20 protein-coding genes are annotated in these 17,999 nt (G+C 42.5%); 4 read left to right on the top strand and 16 right to left on the bottom strand.

Going from position 1 to position 17,999, the window contains the following annotated elements; translation table 11 throughout:
- The first annotated feature begins 165 nt into the window (after nt 1-165).
- Complete coding sequence (locus tag GNF10_RS26525; protein ID WP_185580623.1) at nt 166-1,287, top strand: response regulator; 1,122 nt, start codon at nt 166-168, stop codon at nt 1,285-1,287.
- 227 nt (nt 1,288-1,514) lie between these two features.
- Complete coding sequence (locus GNF10_RS26520) at nt 1,515-2,207, top strand: response regulator transcription factor (protein ID WP_185585816.1); 693 nt, start codon at nt 1,515-1,517, stop codon at nt 2,205-2,207.
- Between the two features lie 239 nt (nt 2,208-2,446).
- Here the strand turns inward: GNF10_RS26520 and GNF10_RS26515 are convergent, their stop codons facing one another.
- From GNF10_RS26515 to GNF10_RS26445, 15 genes are all read right to left on the bottom strand, one after another.
- A complete protein-coding gene (locus tag GNF10_RS26515; protein ID WP_185585817.1) occupies nt 2,447-3,043 on the bottom strand; it encodes a DUF3455 domain-containing protein in 597 nt (198 codons plus the stop codon).
- A gap of 20 nt (nt 3,044-3,063) precedes the next feature.
- Nucleotides 3,064-5,991: an NHLP bacteriocin export ABC transporter permease/ATPase subunit gene (locus GNF10_RS26510; RefSeq protein WP_185585818.1), complete on the bottom strand. Its 2,928-nt coding sequence runs from the start codon at nt 5,989-5,991 to the stop codon at nt 3,064-3,066.
- A 286-nt stretch (nt 5,992-6,277) separates the two neighbouring features.
- A complete protein-coding gene (locus GNF10_RS26505) occupies nt 6,278-8,521 on the bottom strand; it encodes an NHLP family bacteriocin export ABC transporter peptidase/permease/ATPase subunit (protein ID WP_185585819.1) in 2,244 nt (747 codons plus the stop codon).
- A gap of 2 nt (nt 8,522-8,523) precedes the next feature.
- Nucleotides 8,524-9,966, bottom strand: a complete 1,443-nt coding sequence (locus tag GNF10_RS26500) for an NHLP bacteriocin system secretion protein (RefSeq protein ID WP_185585820.1) — start codon at nt 9,964-9,966, stop codon at nt 8,524-8,526.
- 73 nt (nt 9,967-10,039) lie between these two features.
- The gene (locus GNF10_RS26495; protein ID WP_185585821.1) at nt 10,040-11,137 is read right to left on the bottom strand and encodes a cyclic nucleotide-binding domain-containing protein; all 1,098 of its coding nucleotides are present in this window, start codon (nt 11,135-11,137) and stop codon (nt 10,040-10,042) included.
- A gap of 187 nt (nt 11,138-11,324) precedes the next feature.
- The gene (locus tag GNF10_RS26490; protein ID WP_185585822.1) at nt 11,325-11,558 is read right to left on the bottom strand and encodes a hypothetical protein; all 234 of its coding nucleotides are present in this window, start codon (nt 11,556-11,558) and stop codon (nt 11,325-11,327) included.
- Nucleotides 11,559-11,692: 134 nt separating this feature from the next.
- A complete protein-coding gene (locus GNF10_RS26485; protein ID WP_185585823.1) occupies nt 11,693-12,064 on the bottom strand; it encodes a hypothetical protein in 372 nt (123 codons plus the stop codon).
- Nucleotides 12,065-12,113: 49 nt separating this feature from the next.
- Nucleotides 12,114-12,359 (bottom strand): hypothetical protein, encoded by a 246-nt coding sequence (locus GNF10_RS26480; protein ID WP_185585824.1) that lies wholly within the window; start codon nt 12,357-12,359, stop codon nt 12,114-12,116.
- Nucleotides 12,360-12,382: 23 nt separating this feature from the next.
- Nucleotides 12,383-12,643 carry a CTB family bacteriocin gene (locus GNF10_RS26475; protein WP_185585825.1) on the bottom strand — a complete coding sequence of 87 codons (261 nt, stop codon included), beginning with the start codon at nt 12,641-12,643 and terminating at the stop codon, nt 12,383-12,385.
- Nucleotides 12,644-12,707: 64 nt separating this feature from the next.
- A complete protein-coding gene (locus GNF10_RS26470) occupies nt 12,708-12,950 on the bottom strand; it encodes a CTB family bacteriocin (RefSeq protein ID WP_185585826.1) in 243 nt (80 codons plus the stop codon).
- A gap of 94 nt (nt 12,951-13,044) precedes the next feature.
- Nucleotides 13,045-13,284, bottom strand: coding sequence for a CTB family bacteriocin (locus GNF10_RS26465; RefSeq protein ID WP_185585827.1), 240 nt, complete (start codon nt 13,282-13,284; stop codon nt 13,045-13,047).
- Nucleotides 13,285-13,382: 98 nt separating this feature from the next.
- Nucleotides 13,383-13,622 carry a CTB family bacteriocin gene (locus GNF10_RS26460; RefSeq protein ID WP_185585828.1) on the bottom strand — a complete coding sequence of 80 codons (240 nt, stop codon included), beginning with the start codon at nt 13,620-13,622 and terminating at the stop codon, nt 13,383-13,385.
- A 50-nt stretch (nt 13,623-13,672) separates the two neighbouring features.
- Nucleotides 13,673-13,912 (bottom strand): CTB family bacteriocin, encoded by a 240-nt coding sequence (locus GNF10_RS26455; RefSeq protein ID WP_185585829.1) that lies wholly within the window; start codon nt 13,910-13,912, stop codon nt 13,673-13,675.
- 87 nt (nt 13,913-13,999) lie between these two features.
- A complete protein-coding gene (locus tag GNF10_RS26450) occupies nt 14,000-14,239 on the bottom strand; it encodes a CTB family bacteriocin (protein ID WP_185585830.1) in 240 nt (79 codons plus the stop codon).
- 87 nt (nt 14,240-14,326) lie between these two features.
- Nucleotides 14,327-14,566, bottom strand: coding sequence for a CTB family bacteriocin (locus tag GNF10_RS26445; protein WP_185585831.1), 240 nt, complete (start codon nt 14,564-14,566; stop codon nt 14,327-14,329).
- Between the two features lie 435 nt (nt 14,567-15,001).
- On the opposite strand from GNF10_RS26445, the gene GNF10_RS26440 reads away from it, so the two are divergent.
- Both GNF10_RS26440 and GNF10_RS26435 read left to right on the top strand, forming a co-directional pair.
- Nucleotides 15,002-16,063 (top strand): DUF3365 domain-containing protein, encoded by a 1,062-nt coding sequence (locus GNF10_RS26440; RefSeq protein ID WP_185585832.1) that lies wholly within the window; start codon nt 15,002-15,004, stop codon nt 16,061-16,063.
- Nucleotides 16,064-16,092: 29 nt separating this feature from the next.
- On the top strand, nt 16,093-16,887 hold the full coding sequence (locus tag GNF10_RS26435; protein WP_185585833.1) for a MinD/ParA family protein: 795 nt from the start codon (nt 16,093-16,095) through the stop codon (nt 16,885-16,887).
- Nucleotides 16,888-16,903: 16 nt separating this feature from the next.
- Here GNF10_RS26435 and GNF10_RS26430 read toward each other — a convergent pair.
- On the bottom strand, nt 16,904-17,999 hold a 1,096-nt coding region (locus tag GNF10_RS26430), incomplete at its 5' end, for a C1 family peptidase (RefSeq protein ID WP_311774216.1).

Below are 17,999 nucleotides of genomic sequence, written 5' to 3'. Positions count from 1 at the left end.
CAATAATATAAATAAATGTAAATTTATCAGTGCCTTGAAAATTACAAGTATCATCAATAGATTTGTTACATGAATGGAATTTATTATCATTTCTAATCCATAATCTATTTACATTACGTTACGACTAGCTTGATAATTAACGACTCTCTTAGCCCTTTGAGAAGTATGGAATTAAGCCAATCATCCAAGGGAGATATTCTCATAGTTGATGACACTCTAGATAATCTTCGCCTTTTATCAGCAATGCTTAACGAGCAAGGATACGAAGTGAGGAGTGTTACCAATGGTTCTATGGCGTTAATTGGTATACAAGCTCAACCTCCAGATTTGATTCTGCTCGATATTACCATGCCCGGAATGAACGGCTATGAAGTATGTCAGCGACTCAAATCTAATCCTCAAACACAAGAGATTCCTGTCATTTTTATTAGTGCGCTGAATGAGGTATTTGATAAAGTGAAAGCCTTTTCGGTTGGAGGGGTTGATTTTATTAACAAACCTTTTCAGATTGAAGAGGTGGTTGCTCGAATGGAGCATCAACTCAACCTTTGCCGTTTACAAATGCAACTCCAGGAGCAAAATCGGCGCTTGCAGGAGACAGAGGCAGAATTAAGGCGATCGCTCGATCATCAAAAAGCGCTGAATCAACGCATCGAGGAAATGGTGGCGCTAGAAGAACGCAATCGCATTGCACGTGACATCCACGACTCTCTAGGACATTCCCTCGTAGCGCTAAATGTGCAAATGGAAACAGCATTAACCCTTTGGGAAACCGATCCTAATCGGGCGCGATCGTTTTTATTAGCAGCCAAAAAATTGGGTTCTGAAGCCTTGCAAGAGGTGCGGGAATCAGTTTCGGCAATTCGCTCCGATCCACTGCACGGACAATTGCTCGAAAATGCGATCGCTAACCTTGCAGAAGAATTCTATCACCTCACCGATGTCTTACCATACTGCAAGATTGATTTATCACAACCGCTTTCCGATTCAGTAAATCATGTTGTGTATCGCATTATCCAAGAAGGGCTAACCAATATTTATAAACACGCCAATGCCACAGCTGTTCAAATTAGAATTCAAACAACGGCGGCGGGGCTATCGTTGATACTCCAAGATAACGGTAAAGGCTTTGAATGCGATCAATCCGTTGCCGGATACGGACTCCAGGGAATGCGAGAACGAATGGCTACACTAAATGCCCAGCTAGAAATTGTCAGTAAACCGGGCGCTGGTTGTCGGATTGTTGCTAACTTTCCCAGAGATGAGGGAGGAGGAGCAGGGGAGTAGGGGAGCAGGGAGCAGGGAGCAGGGGAGCAGGGGAGCAGGGGAGCAGGGGGCAGGGAGCAGGGAGCAGGGAGCAAGGGAGCAGGGGGAGAAGAATTAATAACCAGTCCCAATGCCCAATGCCCAATTGTTAAATGTTGTAACCTTTCTATAAGGGTTTCAGGTAATGCTTCATTAATTTTTGAAGATATCTATTGATCGTTCATCAAAACCAGAAAGAGATAATTACCATGAAAAATGATAAATCCTCTCCTATTCGCCTGTTAATCGTTGACGATCAGAGCCTTATTCGTCAGGGACTGAAAGCAATGCTAGAACAGGAACCTGATTTGGAAGTGGTCGGTGATGCTGAGAATGGTAAAGTTGCTCTAGAGCTTGTTGCAGAACTTCAGCCCGATGTGGTGCTAATGGATATTCGGATGCCCGAAATGGATGGGCGAACTGCAACAAAACTGATTACGCAAAACTTTCCTAATATTAAAGTTCTCGTCTTGAGTACATTTGATGATGATTCTTATTTAACAGGGGCAATGCGTGCAGGCGCAAAAGGATATTTGCTCAAAGATATGCCCTCAAGTGAGCTAGCAGATGCAATTCGCTTTGGGCATTCTGGCTATACTCAATTTGGGCCGGGATTATTTGATAAATTATTAGTTACGGAAGCAGCTTCAGCTAACCAAAATTCCGCTTCATCAAAGCCATCGGAAATTACTGCACGAGAACAAGAGGTTTTATGTTTGATCGGTGTTGGTGCAACAAACCGCGAAATTGCCCAACAACTTTATATTACCGAAGGAACCGTAAAAACTCATGTGACGAGTATTTTAAGCCGGCTCAATCTCAAAAATCGATCGCAACTGGCAATCTATGCAAATTCTGTTCTCAATCAAGAAAAGAAACTAGCCGGGAAGCTACCCGAATAAACCAGAGAACGATAGAACAATTATTATCAAAACATCTCAACAAAGGGCATAAGGTGATTTCTAGCGAAGAAAATACCAATGCTGACGAGTTTCGACTCCCTTCTCTACGAGAGGCTGTGCCAACGGCTCCGCTCAGGGCAAGCCGCTCAACTCTCGACTATGAAGTTGGTTGAGCGGAGTTGAAACCAACGGCTGCGGTAAATTCATCAATGGAATTCACCTAAGCCCCTTGTTAATATTTATTGCTTAATCTTATAAAATAGGTAATCAGCCGTGTAATTCACACTAATTTCTCGATTTTCGGATGATTTATCACACCCTTGAATAGGGGCTTTTCCACCAACTGTATTGATCCGTTGAATCCAATTTACTTGGCGGAAAATACCATTTCCTTCATGAGATTGCGCTTCTAATAATAGCCAGGGAATGGCATCGTCTTGTGGTGCATTTACCTTAGATTTCAATTTTCCTAAAACTTTGCTACCGTCTTTAGCTTCCCAGGTGGGGCCTGCATAATGCTTACCCAAATCTTGTCCTTGCTCATCTAGTAACACGGCATCGGGAGCCTTAAGCGTCCACTCATATTGCTCAGGGGATTCTGATTTCGGTTTGCAGATATAGATTTGTGAACCCTTGGCAGATGCTTTCAAAAGAAGTTGCTCACCATTTGGGACTTTTATACTATCAGGGATCGCAGCCACATCCGCTATGCGTTGGGTAGGCTCCATAGTTCCGGCGATCGCAGTTTTTACAGAAACACCCCACCCATTCAACATCAGTAGCGAAACAATGAGGCTGCAATTTATCTGAAGAATTTTACAAAAAGTAGGTGACATAGTAGATATCTCCTTCATTTTTAAAGCTTTTGTCGCGCCATCAGTTGGGCAAACAGTCCTGGTTGATTGGCGAGTTGATCAAAATTGCCTTCTTGGACTACGCGACCATTCTCGAATACATAGATGCGATCGGCATTGCGAATGGTACTCAGACGGTGAGCGATCGCAATTCGTGTCACCTTCAAACGCTCTAAACTTTGACTGACAATCGCTTGAGTGCGGTTATCTAAGGCACTGGTGGCTTCATCAAATAACAAGATTTTGGGTTTTAATACTAGCGATCGGGCAATCAATAATCGCTGCCGTTGTCCTCCAGAGATATTAGTTCCACCTTCACTAATTACCGTGTGCATTCCCATTGGCATTGATTCGACATCCTCGGCAAAGCCAGCCATCCGCGCAGCTTCCCACGCTTCATCCATCGAGATCATCGCTCCACTGGCGATATTCTCAAAGATCGATGCAGATGTCAATCGGCTATTTTGCATCACAACTCCTAGTTGTCGACGCACTGCATGAATATCCAACCCCGTTAAATCTTGTCCGTCGTAATAAATCGTGCCAGATTCCGGGACATCAAACCCCAGTAATAATCGGAACAGGGTTGATTTTCCACTCCCTGAAGCGCCGACAAAAGCGATAAATTCGCCAGGTTCCGCATGGATGCTAACATCATCCAATGTCAAAGGCCCGTCATCTCGATACCGGAAAATTACATGATCTACAACCACTCGCCCAGAAAGCCGACCTGGATCGGTTTTTTCCGAGTCTACTTCCGGTTTGGATTCCAGAATCGGCTGCGCTCGTTCCCACAAAGGAACCACTTGTAAGACATCTATAATCGTGCCGCTGAGACTGGTAGCTCCACCGATAAATGTACCAAATGCGGCATTAAATGCTAAAAATACACCTGTAGATAAACCACTTTCTGGAGAATTGGCTTGCTGAAGTAAACTGCTGGCGAACCAGAAAAGGATTGCTGTAGTCAATACAGGCAAGATTTTATTAATCACAGCCAGAGCATCTTCAATGCCTTGGGTACTCAGCATCCATTTGATTTGCTGACTATACTGTTTTCCCCAAAAAGCAAAGGCGCGGGCTTCTGCGCCTGCAACTCGTAATTTGCTAACGCCGTTGATTAACTGCACCATTACCCCTGAGAGTTGTCCTTGTAACTCTAGTAAGGGACGAACCTTCCGCAGAGTGTAAATTCCTGAAACCAGAGTAATAGTAATGTTGACAAAAGCTACAAGAGTGGCAATTAATGCTAGCGAACCGTTGTAGTAAAAAAGCAGTCCTAAATTCAGAAACGCGAACAAACTGGTGAAAATACTTCTGAGAACCGTGCTACTGAGCTTTTGGCGGATTTGGCTAATGGCGCTTACCCGTGAATTCAAGTCTCCAGTTGAGTACTGACGGAAGAATGATGCTTTTAGATTCAATAACCGATCCCAGACTGCTGCTTGGGTGGAAGCATCGGCAAAGGTTTCCACCCGCATAATTGCAAAGCCTTGGGCAAGTTGAAACAAGGTGCTACCAAATGCAGTTGCTAGCAGCGCTAAGGCAATTTGCACTAATAAACCGCGATTGGCATCAGGAATGGCACTGTCAATCAAGATGGCCATAGCTTGGGGGACAATCATTCCTAATAAACTTGTCGCCATACCCGCAGCCAAGACAATCAACAATTCCTTGTAGTGTCCTTGGAGAGCAAATTTCAGTAAATCGATGGTGGTGAGGACTTTATCAGGTAATGGGCGATAGAAGGTATATCCCGTTAGCGCCAGTTTAATCGCACTTTTGGCATTAACCGGAGTGCGCGATCGCTTAATTGGATCAAAAATTTCATAGCGGGTATCAGATACAGGTAACAGCGCCACAGGATTGTTATCTTCTAGCGTGTAAGCCAGCATCGCACCGCAATCCTTCTTCCACCATTGACCCTGTAAAGCGATCGTTCTGGTTCGCAAACGAGAAGCACGAGCGATCGCTTGTAGCGGATCTTGAACTCGTTTCAGGTCTTCAGACTTGGCTGGTGGTCGAATCGTCACACCCAAAGTCCGCCCCACAGCACCCGCAGCGATGAGCAAAGCTTGGTCAAAATCATTGGCTTCAATTTGAGCAGAAGCGCCAATTTGTGGAGATTGCAGCAACGAGGACAACTCGCCCAGCGTCTCCTTCATCACGCGATCGTTGAGGTGTTGCCGTTCTTGAAATCGGTTTAATTCTACCGCTTTTTCGTCCTGTTCCAGAAGAAAAAGGCTCTGAAGAAAGTAGACTTGAATTTGGAAAATCCCCCTCAACAGAGTATTAGCATCCTCAATCTCAGACGTAGTGAGGATTTCTAGCTCGGTTGTATCTTCAGCTTGAAACCACATATCTGCGCTCAACGGCAACAATCCTGATTGAGGCATGACTAACAGTTTCTCAAACCCCATCCAAACCGCGTAACCACGCTGAATTTGTACCCAGGATACCAGTTCTCGCTGTGGTTGGAAAATCTGACCACTGCTGAGTGAGAAATAGCGAACCCCTTCTTCTTGAAACGGCAGTCCAGGTGGAGTAATAGAAGACAGCGCCAATCCTAGTTGCTCAATCCATCCCTCTATTAAAGTTACGGCTTCGCCATTGCGATCGTTAATAAATTCCCGAAAATCTTTCCTTGAAACTTTCATCAGTTCCGTTTCTTCAATCGACACCGCCAGCAGTTGATACGGTATCGGCTGAGAATCACTAATGATGCCAAACATTGCCTGTCTAGTTCGGGTAGTAAATAAATAGCGGCGACTTCCCTCAGCAATTCCCTCTTTCACCGGAATCGCAAACACCGCCAATGAACCCGATTTTACGATCCAAATCGTCTTCGGGTCATTGAGAATAATTGGCTCATTGCCTTTGAAGTGATAATACTCTCCCGGCAGGGTAGCGCTGCGAATTTGATCTAACATATATATTCCTGCTCCATAAAATTAATACAAAAGCTTGGCGGTTCAATAAATAAATTAATTTAAAGATTTTTGCGTAAGTTCTGATGGTATGAAATAACGAACCGCAAAGGGCGCAAAGGACACAAAGAAAGAAGAAGTCAAGAAAAATTTGGCGCAGTCTCACAAAGAATTGGTATGAGTTATATCACAATAAATAAGCATTTCTTCCTTCTCTACCTTTGTGTCCTTTGCGTCCTTTGCGGTTCGTTCCTCATATAATTTGGTGCATCTTCATACAGAATTAGTCTCACTCTTCTTGAACCGCTTCCCCTTCACTACGAATCAATTGCAAATACTTACCTTCAACCCTTTGTAATTCCTCATGGCTGCCCCGTTGCACCACCTTGCCGCGATCGAAGACAATAATTTCGTCACAATCCCGAATTGTGCTTAACCGATGCGCCACAATTACACAAGTACAGCCACGCTCCCGAAGTCTCTGATCGATCGTTTTTTCTGCCTCGGAATCGAGCGCACTAGTCGCTTCATCCATCACCAAAATGGCCGGATTATTTACTAAAGTGCGGGCAATTTCTAATCTTTGTCGCTGTCCACCACTCAAATTAGATGCCCCTTCTGCGAGGTCAGCATTGTAGCCTCCAGGCATAGAAAGTATTACATCCTGAATAGCAGCATCTTTGCAAGCGCGAACCAAGTTACTAAAAGGCACAGTCGAATCCCAAAGTGTGAGATTGTCGCGGACAGTGCCTGCAAATAGCGAGATATCTTGCTCAACTAGGGCAATTGAATTAGTCAGAATCGATCGCGGAATATGTTTTCTGGATTTACCATCAAATAAAATCTCTCCCGCCCACGGTTCGTATAATCCACACACCAGCTTGGCAACGGTTGACTTACCTGAACCACTGCCACCCACTAAAGCAACTCGTTGACCGGGTTTAAGTGAAAGACTGAAATTTTCGATTAAGGGAGGTGCAGAGCGGTTATAGCCAAAGGTGATATTACGGAGTTCAACATAACCCTGAAGCCGAACGTTTGCGGCAGGTAGTTGAGTTGCCGATATACTAATGTCTCGCTCTACGGCAGGATCGATAGGATTGCGTAACACATCATCTAAGCGACCCAAATTGCCTTCCATTTCCTGGAGTTCACCCGCTAAACTCACCAGATTATTTACAGGCTCTAAAAATCTTTGCATCAAGGCTTGAAAGGCAATGAGCATCCCAATACTGAGTACGCCATCCATTACCCGTAGCCCTCCCACTGCTAGCAAAAGCATGGATGTAATGGAGGTGAGAAATGACGGCAACACACCCAGGTTTTGATTAGTCGTATCCATTTCTTGCCGAGCATTAATTGCCTTAGCGTAATAACCTGCCCAGCGCGAAAAAAATTCTGACTCTAGCCCGGATGCTTTGAGCGTTTCCATACTTTGCAGTCCAGAAATCGCTACCCCATTGACTTTGCCTTGTTCTTGCATTAATCGCAAGTTGGCATCGACGCGCTGCCGTGAAACCCATCGCCACACGCTGACATTCACAATTACAAAGGCAATGCCGATCGCAGTGAGAACGACATCATATTGCAACATGACTGCGGCATAAAAGACAACGGTGAAGCCTGAAATTACTGTTGTCGCTAATCTTCCTGAAAGCAGATTCGCCAAGCTATCGTTGAGACGGACACGGCTGCTAATTTCTCCGGCAAATCGTTGATCGTAAAAACTTACTGGTAGCCGCAGAATATGCCACAAAAATCGGCTAGACATCCCCACAGCTAGCTTAATTTTCATGCGTCGCAGAAATTGCAGCTGAAGCAATGTTAAAAAACCATTCAATATGGCTGTGAGGATCATTCCTAAAATTAATGGTCGCAACCAATCACTTCTGCCTTCAATCAAGACATTATCAACAAAGGCTTGGGAGAATGCAGGGATGGCTAATCCGGGAATCACTAACAGCAAACCGGCGATGACACAATAAACCAACGCTCCCAGAGAACTCTGCAATCGATCCCATAAGGATAATGTCAGGCTCGGTTTCCGTCCTCCTGGCTGGAATTCTGCACTCGGTTCACCAACTAGTACTACCCCAGTAAAAGACTGATCGAATTCTGGGAGTGAAACTGTGCGCGGTCCGGTGGCAGGATCGTTAAGATAAACTTTGTCTTTGGCAAATCCTTCGACGATTAAAAAATGGTTGAAATTCCAAAAGACAATATAAGGACATTGCAGTTTGCGTAACCCAGCCAAATCGACCTTAAAGCCTTTCGCCTGCAATCCATAGCTGCGAGCCGCATTCAGAATATTAGATGCTTTACTGCCATCCCGTGAAACACCACAAGCTTGACGCAGTTCTGCAAGGGGGACAATGCGATCGTAGTAGCCTAAAATAATTCCCAGTGCGGCTGCACCGCATTCTACAGCCTCCATTTGTAAGAGGGTGGGAGTCCGACGACGGCGATCGGGACGGCTGATAAGTCGTTGAAATTTTTTAAATCGAAGCCCAATTTGTGATTGAATTTGCCGCATAATCAATACATTCCACTCCACGATCGCAGAATCGGAAACACAAAGGAAATCGGGGATTGTTCATCCACTTTCACGCGCACTGAGGTCGTGGTTCCCGGTGTAATTTGGCTATTTGGCCCTTTAGAAGATGACCACCGAAAACGGCTTTTAGTCGAAGGATCTGGCTCAAGTTCCGCAAAAACTTGAATTTGTGCGCCTTCTGTGGTTAACCCTTGTAAAACTTCTAAACCACCGACTACACTTGATGCGCTTTCCTTACTAACGGGAAATGCAGAAATACTTGTGACTTTCCCGATAATACCACCAAAGCGTTCTCGTTTAACGGTCGAAGGAGTTACTTGCAACTCCATACCCTTTTGAATCTTTTTGCCTTCGCTGACTGGGAAGAATGCCACCCCAACTAACTTATTCCCGGAGTCTCTAGCTTCGATTGTGCCAATGCGAGCGCCCTTTTCCAGGGTTTGTCCAGGAACAGCAGAAAGTTCGAGAATTCGTCCATTGAAATTGCTAGTTACCTGGCTGTTTGCTTTGATTTCTAATTTTAATTCTGCGATCGCTCGCTGGGTGTCTTGAATTTCTTTTCTGCGATTAGTAGAAATAGCTAAATCTTGTTCTGCTTGCCCAGCAAACTTACTATCTAGTACTGCTAACTGTGCTTGCAGTTCTTGAGTTGAATTGATATTTGCTAAAAATTCTCGTTCTGCATCCGCTTCTTTAACATTAAGTTGTTTCAGTTGCGATTCGATTTCATTGATTCTAGTTTTACTATTGAGAAATTCCTGTTGCGCTTGAAGAACGGTATCACTCGAAACTGCTCCTTCTTCGCGTAACTTTTGGCGAATATCAAATCGTTCTTTGAACGTGGGCATCAAATCTCGCGTTGTCTGCAACTGTTCCTGTAAGTTCTGACGCTCTTGCCGAATCGACTCCAGACCTTTACTTCTGAGAATTGGCGTTAGTGATTGGGTTGTTTTGAGAGTTTGCAAGAGTGCTTGACGTTGTTGCCCAATTGCACCCTTATCTAAAACCGTTCGCTGAAGTTGCAGAGTATTAGCATTTTGGTCTTGTTCCTGAAGTTGAGCAAGCTTGACTCGTGCAAGTTTCAACTTATCTTGAAGTTCAGTTTGGTCGATTGTCGCTAGTACCTGTCCTTTCTTCACCTCATCGCCTGTACGAACAAAAAGCATGAGAATCTGCCCGGAACTAGGAGACTGGAATCCAACGACTTTGCTAGGAAAAACCACTACGCCTTGTCCAGCTACGGTAATGGGAATGCGACCAAAAACACTCCAAACAAGTCCAACGGCAATTAGAGATCCCATCGCAGTTAACGGAATCCACTTCTTTGGTTGAACCACTTGCATAAGTTGATCGAGTCGCTCCGGGGAGGATAAACGATCGAGTGCTTCTTTGCGGAATAGATTGCTTTTGTTGGTCGTTACCATAGTGACTCCATTCAAGTTGTAGAAATTTGTATATTAGGGAATTGGGAATGACGAATGACAAATGACGAATGCCCTAATTCCCGCGAATCTGCTTCAGCATCCAATCAAATCGAGTCCCCGCTAGTGTCACTTGAGCCAAAAAACTAGAACTCAGTTCATCTTCATAAGTCAAGCGTTCATCTAAAGATTTACCTGAGCTATAGTTAATCCTGCCGTAACCCAGACTATTGATGATTCCTTGCTGTTTATCTGCTAACAAAATCGCTAAGACTCGATAAAATCGGGCAGCAAAACCCACATCGTGTAGCAATTTGGCAGAAAGTCGCCATCTGGGAATCGATAACACAGTTGCATCCTCAACCGCCCGAATTGTCATCGCAGGTGGACTGGCTTCGACAAAGGGCGTTTCGCCAACTATGTCACCCCGCGATAATCTCGCAAACTCCCGTTCGATATGATCTGTCTGTTCTAAAGTTGAAAAGGCGCGGGTGAGAGGATTGCTTGTATCTTCAGCAATCGAAGCCACCATCTTGCCATCTAATAAAATATAGAGAGCGTCAACTGGTCTTCCGGCTTGAAACAACACCGTTCCCGCAGGAAGTCTTATGGCATTGCCTGCAACAATCATCCAACCAATATCGCTATCATTTAATTCTGCAAATGTAAATAAGATTTCTCGAATTTGGGGCTGAAAAAGCACGACTGTGCTTTGGCCAATTTGGCCGATCATCTGCTCTAATCGGTGAGAAAGTAGAACTGCGATCGCTCGATAAAAATGGGCTGCAAATGTGACATCTTCTTGCAATTTTTGAATCAACTGCTGCTGAGGAATCATCAACACAAGCGACTTTCTAGCAGCTTTGACTGTAGTTGAAGATTGGTAGGAGGCTAAAAAAGGCATTTCTCCTACAACTTCACCATTTGCCAGCAATGCAACCTCTCGTCCAGATAGTTCGCCACCTTCAAGAGCCGCAAATGCCCGACCAATGGGGTTATCGTCAGCCTGAGCGACAGAAACGCTTAATGCGCCATCAAGCAAAATATAGAGGGCATCAACAGGTGTTCCTTGGCGGATGAGGATCGTACCAGCAGTAATTTCTTCTCTTTGACCCGTTGCCAAGATCCAGTCAATATCGCTATTTGTCAGTTCCTTAAGTAGAACTTCTGTCATAATTTAACTTCCTTGTGTTCTGCTAACGGGAGAGAAATGGAGAGGGGTAATTCGTAATTCGTAATTTAATTTATGGTTTAGATATAGGGAAGCCTTAACTTAGACTTTCCGCAATTTTGAATTTTGAATTGTTTAACTCCCCATTGCGCGATTAACTAGGTTGATGAGTTGCTACCGATTTTTAGCATCAATCACCGCGACCTTCATTCGGCTCAACGCTTATTGGTTTATTGCCATTCCAATAAGGAAGCTTTATATTCTCAAGCTTGTTTGCGATCGCTTCAGACAGATTGTTATATTTCTCGTCCGTAGGATACTCGCCTGGATAATGCTCACCTACGGCAATACCACCCGAAATATTTGCGAGTTCTTGAAGCGATAGCTCTTGTGATTCATTTTGCTTTTTGTTTTCCATTGCCATTTTTTCCTTGTCATTTCATTTATTACTAAATTGACCTAATTTTATGAAAGTGAAATTATTAATCACACAAAAATAATTTCAGAAAGCAGTTGGACTTTTGCTCAACTGCAATTGATCGATTTGAGAAACTCCGTTTATGTAGAACCTTCGATCGCAGATATATCTCCAAACAACTCACCAAGAGCCTTTATATCCTCTGTTGTCGCGTCGGTAATGGAGAGGTGGAACACAGAAGAGTCTGTTGTCTCTGCATGAAAAGCCGACCGTGTTGAGTGAAACCCTCGTCCTCGTGATATTTGTTGGCTAAATCCCCTTGTCGATCTATGAGATCGTATAGATGTAAACTGCAAATTGAAACCACCAGCTACATCGTCTAACTCTTCATCTGATAGTTCGATCGCTTCATCATTCGGAGTAATTTCGTCACCTGACATAGAAGCTCCTTGACCCCACGTGTTAAAGTTAAATAAGGCGGAGGGAGTTAACTGATTGGCTGCTAGGCTCATGGTTAACAACCCCTCCTGCTTTCGAAATTCGTCAACTGAGAAATCCAGCTCAAGCTTCAGGGCTAGAAATACCCGCTTCCTTAAACTCTCTAAGGTCTTGCTCAGAGAAAACGCTCACTTGAAAGGTAACGCTCTTAATGCCGCCTTCTTTAGGAATTTCCACAAAACCAAACTGAGAATCTATAGCATTTGCGTTTGTTCCAAAGACATCGCTAGTTGCGCCACCGGCAATATAATCAAGTTCTTGATTGGATAGTTCCATCATTTCATTAGGCTGCACATTTTCCATGATCATTGTCCTTCTCCTTATGGTGTTGATTATGAGCTTAGAAATAAATTACTAGGAATTCCGCTAGGAAATTCTTCTCCAGTGAATTTGATTTCGTGCAAATCTTGTTTAGATATAGTAGTTTCCTGACTGTTGAAGGATGCAATGCCACCATCAGCACCGATAATCACTGCACTACTTTGCTTATCCGAAAAGTTGAAGTTGTGAGCATCAACAAAGCTAAAAGCACCACCAGCAACGTTGTCCAATTCTTCAGCAGATAATTCTACGGGCTTAATGTTATCAGACATGATGTTTTCTCCTTAATTTATGATGTGTATTGTTTATTAAGCAGAACGCTTTATTAAGTTCTGGTTAGTAACTTTCAAGAGTGGGAGGAATGACACCAGTTGCTTTGATTTCGTGCAAACTTTGATGAGATACAGCAGTTTGCTGAGTGTTCAAAGAACTAATACCGCCATGAGGGCCAAGAACGGTTGCACCAGCTTGCTGATCCAATGCGTTGTAGTTATCAGCATCGACAAAGCTAAAAGCACCACCAGCAACGTTATCCAATTCTTCAGCAGATAATTCTACGGGTTTAATGTTGTCAGACATGATGTTTTCTCCTTAATGTGTAATGTGTTTAATGTGTGTTCTATCAAGCAGAACGCTTTATTGAGTTCTAGTTTGTGTACTTAGTAGTCTGTTACTAACTAGCAAGAGTGGGAGGAAAGAAGCCAGTTGCTTTGATTTCGTGCAAATCTTGTTGAGATACAGCAGTTTGTTGAGCGGTGAAAGAGCCAATACCGCCATTCGCACCAAGAACGGTTCCACCAGTTTGCTGATCCAATGCATTGAAGTTGTGAGCATCGACAAAGCTAAAAGCACCACCAGCAACGTTGTCCAATTCTTCAGAAGATAATTCTACGGGTTTAATGTTGTCAGACATGATGTTTTCTCCTTAATGTGTAATATGTTTAATGTGTGTTCTATCTGTGTTCTATCAAGCAAGCTACTTTATTGAGTCCTGCCCTGTGTAATTAGTTACTACTTCTCAAGAGTGGTAGGAAAGAAGCCAGTTGCTTTGATTTCAAACAAATCTTGTTCAGATACAGCAGTTTGCTGAGTGTTCAAAGAACTAATACCGCCATTAGCGCCGATAACAGTTGCACCAGCTTGCTGATCAATTGCGTTGAAGTTGTGAGCATCGACGAAACTAAAAGCACCACCAGCAACGTTGTCCAATTCTTCAGCAGATAATTCTACGGGCTTAATGTTGTCAGACATGATCTTTTCTCCTTAATGTGTAATGTGTGTTATCTCAAATAAAACTGTTACTAACTAGCAAGAGTGGAAGGAAACAAGCCAGTTGCTTTGATTTCGAGCAAATTTTGTTCAGATACAGCAGTTTGCTGAGTGTTCAAAGAACTAATACCGCCATTAGCGCCGATAACAGTTGCACTAGCTTGCTGATCAATTGCGTTGAAGTTGTGAGCATCGACGAGACTAAAAGCACCACCAGCAACGTTGTCCAATTCTTCAGCAGATAATTCTACGGGCTTAATGTTGTCAGACATGATGTTTTCTCCTTAATGTGTAATGTGTATGGTTTATCAAGCAGAACGCTTTATTGAGTTCTGCTCTGTGTAATTAGTGTTCTGTTACTAACTCTCAAGAGTGGAAGGAAAGAAACCAGTTGCTTTGATTTCATGCAAACTTTGATGAGATACAGCAGTTTGCTGAGTGTTCAAAGAACTAATACCGCCATTAGCACCGAGAACAGTTGCACCAGCTTGCTGATCAATTGCGTTGTAGTTGTCAGCATCGACAAAGCTAAAAGCACCACCAGCAACGTTGTCCAATTCTTCAGCAGATAATTCTACGGGCTTAATGTTGTCAGACATGATGTTTTCTCCTTAATATGTAATGTGTTTAATGTGCGTTCTATCAAGCAAGCTGCTTTAGTGAGTTCTACCCTGTGTAATTAGTTACTAACTCTCAAGAGTGGAAGGAAAGAAACCAGTTGCTTTAATTTCGTGCAAACTTTGATGAGATACAGCAGTTTGCTGAGTATTCAAAGAACTAATACCGCCATTAGCGCCGATAACAGTTGCACCAGCTTGCTGATCAATTGCGTTGTAGTTGTCAGCATTGACAAAGCTAAAAGCACCACCAGCAACGTTGTCCAATTCTTCAGAAGATAATTCTACGGGTTGAATGTTGTCAGACATGATGTTTTTTCCTTAATGTGTAATGTGTGTTGTATCAAGCAGAAAGAGTGGTTTGCTGATTAGTCCCTTACCGCTTCCCTCGCTTCATGTCTCTACAATACGAAATCAACTTAGTTATGTACATCTGAAAAACGTCTAGTATTTTACCTAAGCGAAGTAAGTAGATGTGGCCTAACTTTCGCTATATAGTATTGGGCAATAGGTAAGACTTTCGTCATAGGCTAACCAAGCTAGTTACTACAAAAGTCATGGATTTGCTTGCAGATGTGGCATTTCACTGCAATATCGTAGTATGACTAAACGTAGAAGCATGAATGCAAAACTAGGGTCGAACCCAATAAATGAGAGTATTCTACATCCATCACTAACTCAACTAAATTGAGAAATTATAGTTATCAGTCTCTAGCAATGTTGTAAATAAAAACTCAAACAACAATGTTTAATAGATTCAAATTAGCAACTAAATTTACTTTACTTTTATTGCTGGTGTTCATCGGCGCGATCGCAGTTAGTGGTTTTGCTTTATCTCATGCACTTGAGCAAAAAGCAGAAGCCGAAATTGCTTATCGTAGCCAAGTTATTGCAGAAACTATGAACTCAGTGAGGAACTATACTCACACGCGTATCAATCCTCTTCTGACACCTATGCTGGACACTCAATCCACATTTATCCCTGAAATTGTTCCCAGCTTTGCAGTAAGAGAAGTGTTTGATAATCTTCGAAAAAACAAAGATTTTAAAGATTTTTTATACAAAGATGCCAACCTAAACCCAACTAACTTACGAGATAAAGCAGATGCATTTGAGATGGAACTTATCGAACGGTTTCGCAAGGAACCAGGGTTGAAAAACATATCCGGTTTTCATGACTCTTATGACGAGAAAATGTTTTATAACGCTCGTCCATTTTCCATTAATAATCCAACGTGTCTACGCTGTCATAGCACTCCTGAAGTTGCTCCCAAAAGTCAGATTGCTAGTTATGGTTCAGAAAATGGCTTTGGGTGGAAACTCAATGAAATTTTAGGCACACAAATTATTTATATTCCTGCCAAGCAAGTTTTTGAGGATGCTCATCGTGCTTTTGTTCTATTCATTAGCTTATTTATTACGATCTTCGCCATCATGATTTTGCTCATTAATTATTTGTTAAAGCGAAATGTACTACAACCGCTTAAACCAATGGCGCAACTTGCTCAGAAAATTAGTATGAATGAAATGAGTGTTGAAGAAGCACAAGAGTATGATCGTGAAAAGTTAACATCGATTGTGCAACGTCATGATGAATTAGGACAATTAGGGCGAGTTTTTCAACGCATGGTGCATGAAATTTCTTCCCGTGAACAACAGTTCAAACAACAGTTGCATACACTGCGTATAGAAGTTGATGAAGCTAAACGTGCGCGTGAAGTTGCGGAAATTGCTGAATCAAAAACATTTCTAAAATTACAGGAGGAGGCAAAAGCAATCAGAAATAAACGGAATACTCCAAATTAATAATTAAAAATTAGTATTGAGGATTTATTATGTCTGAAATTATTTCTATTCACTCATTCCGAGGCGGAACTGGTAAGTCAAATGTTACGAGTAATCTTGCTGCCCTAATCGCTCGTTCTGGAAAGCGAGTTGGGATAGTTGATACAGATATCCAATCTCCTGGAATCCACATTCTATTTGGTCTTGAACAAGAGCGAATCCGCTACACATTGAACGATTATCTCTGGGGTCGTTGTCAAATTGAAGAAGCCGTTTATGACGTTAGCGCCATTCTCAAACAAAAACAAACATTTTTTGGTCGCCAGGGAAGTATTCATCTAATTCCTTCCAGCATTAAGATGAGTGACATTTCTCGAATCTTGCGCGAGGGCTATGACGCACGCCGATTGAATGATGGTTTACATAATCTAGTTCGTCGTTTAAAACTTGACTATCTGTTGATCGATACTCATCCTGGCATTAACGAAGAAACGTTACTATCTATTATTCTTTCTGATGTCTTGGTGCTGATTCTCCGTCCAGATAAACAAGATTATCAAGGTACAGCAGTAGCGATAGATGTTGCTCGTAAGTTAGAAGTACCTAAAATGCTAATAGTGATTAACAAAGCTCTACCATCTTTAGATTTCAAAGAGTTAGGCAAACGAGTGGAGAATACCTACAAAACCCCTGTGGCTGGAATACTCCCTGTTTGTGAAGAGATGTTTGAATTAGGGAGTGGTGGAATCTTCTGTTTGCGGTATCCAGATCATTCATGGACTCAAAAAATTAGTGCGATCGCCAAACAAATCACTGGTTCTGGAGTTAGATTGTTTGCCAAATAAGCTCCAGACGGGGGTTCTACTTTGGCTTATTAGGTGTATCTCCTCCACCCAAATTAGACACCCAATCGTTTGCTCCTAACCCGAAGTGTCCTGTCTCAAACCACTTCGACTTGAGCAGCGACCACCAATCATTTGTCAACCCTTCTAATACGTAGTCATAGGGAAGCCAACCATAGCCTCCTTCACCCCAATCGCTTCCCCAAGAGTTTCTAATTAACAATGCTCCTTGCGATCGTCTACTCCCATCGGCGTTTTCTATTACTTTATGGTCGTTGTAGCCAACTGCAACAACAGCATGACCCCCTTTTACCTTATCGTTTTTAACTGGGTAGGGAATATAACCACTTGGGTTTAAATCCTCAATGGAATAATACATAGTAAACCCAAAAGCACATGGGAAACCAGCAGCTAAAGCTGCTTTAATTCGGAATAACAGTATATCTTCTGTAGTGCCTAAAGGATTTAGACGGAAGTATTTCAGGGCTTGATAACTTTGACCAAAAGAGTAGCAAAAAGGTGTTGGTTCTTCATCAAACTTGTCTTCTATATAAGGCCAGTACTCTTCTGGAGGAACGCCAAATAATGCCATTGCCTTTATGGTTTCCCGAAGAGATGCTCCTGCGTCACCTTGACGATGCATGAGATTGCGTGTTGCTTTGTAAAGAAAGAGTCGAGAAGCATCAACATATCTATCAAAACTTCTTTTCTCAAAGTATTCCATTAAAGCAACCCCAGCATGTGCTGTACATGAATCCAATGAGCCTTGGTCTTCAATTGGGGAACACCAGAAGGTTAAATCTACAAATTCTGGCATTAATAAATATACATTTTCCGTCTTACCATTTTCTTTTGGTATGAGATTTTTCTGTAAATTACTTTCTACTGGAAGTTGTAAATTACTTTGAAACTCCGGGTTTTTGTTCACCTCATTTGGCTCATCAAGCTCTGGTAGTATTTGAATGACTGTTCTAATATTCTTAGGTTGATTTTTTAAATTGTTTTCTTCCTGAATTGGAGGATTATATTTTTTTAGAATAGTTTCTAAATTTTCTAAATCTTTGAGAGATTTAAAGATGTTATCTATCTTTTTTAAAGATTTATCTATTCTATTC

It is taken from the genome of Nostoc sp. UCD121, from assembly GCF_014222285.1.
Lineage (GTDB): Bacteria > Cyanobacteriota > Cyanobacteriia > Cyanobacteriales > Nostocaceae > Nostoc.
Note: the sequence above shows the minus strand (reverse complement) of the source record. Positions and strands in the feature narration are given on the sequence as shown.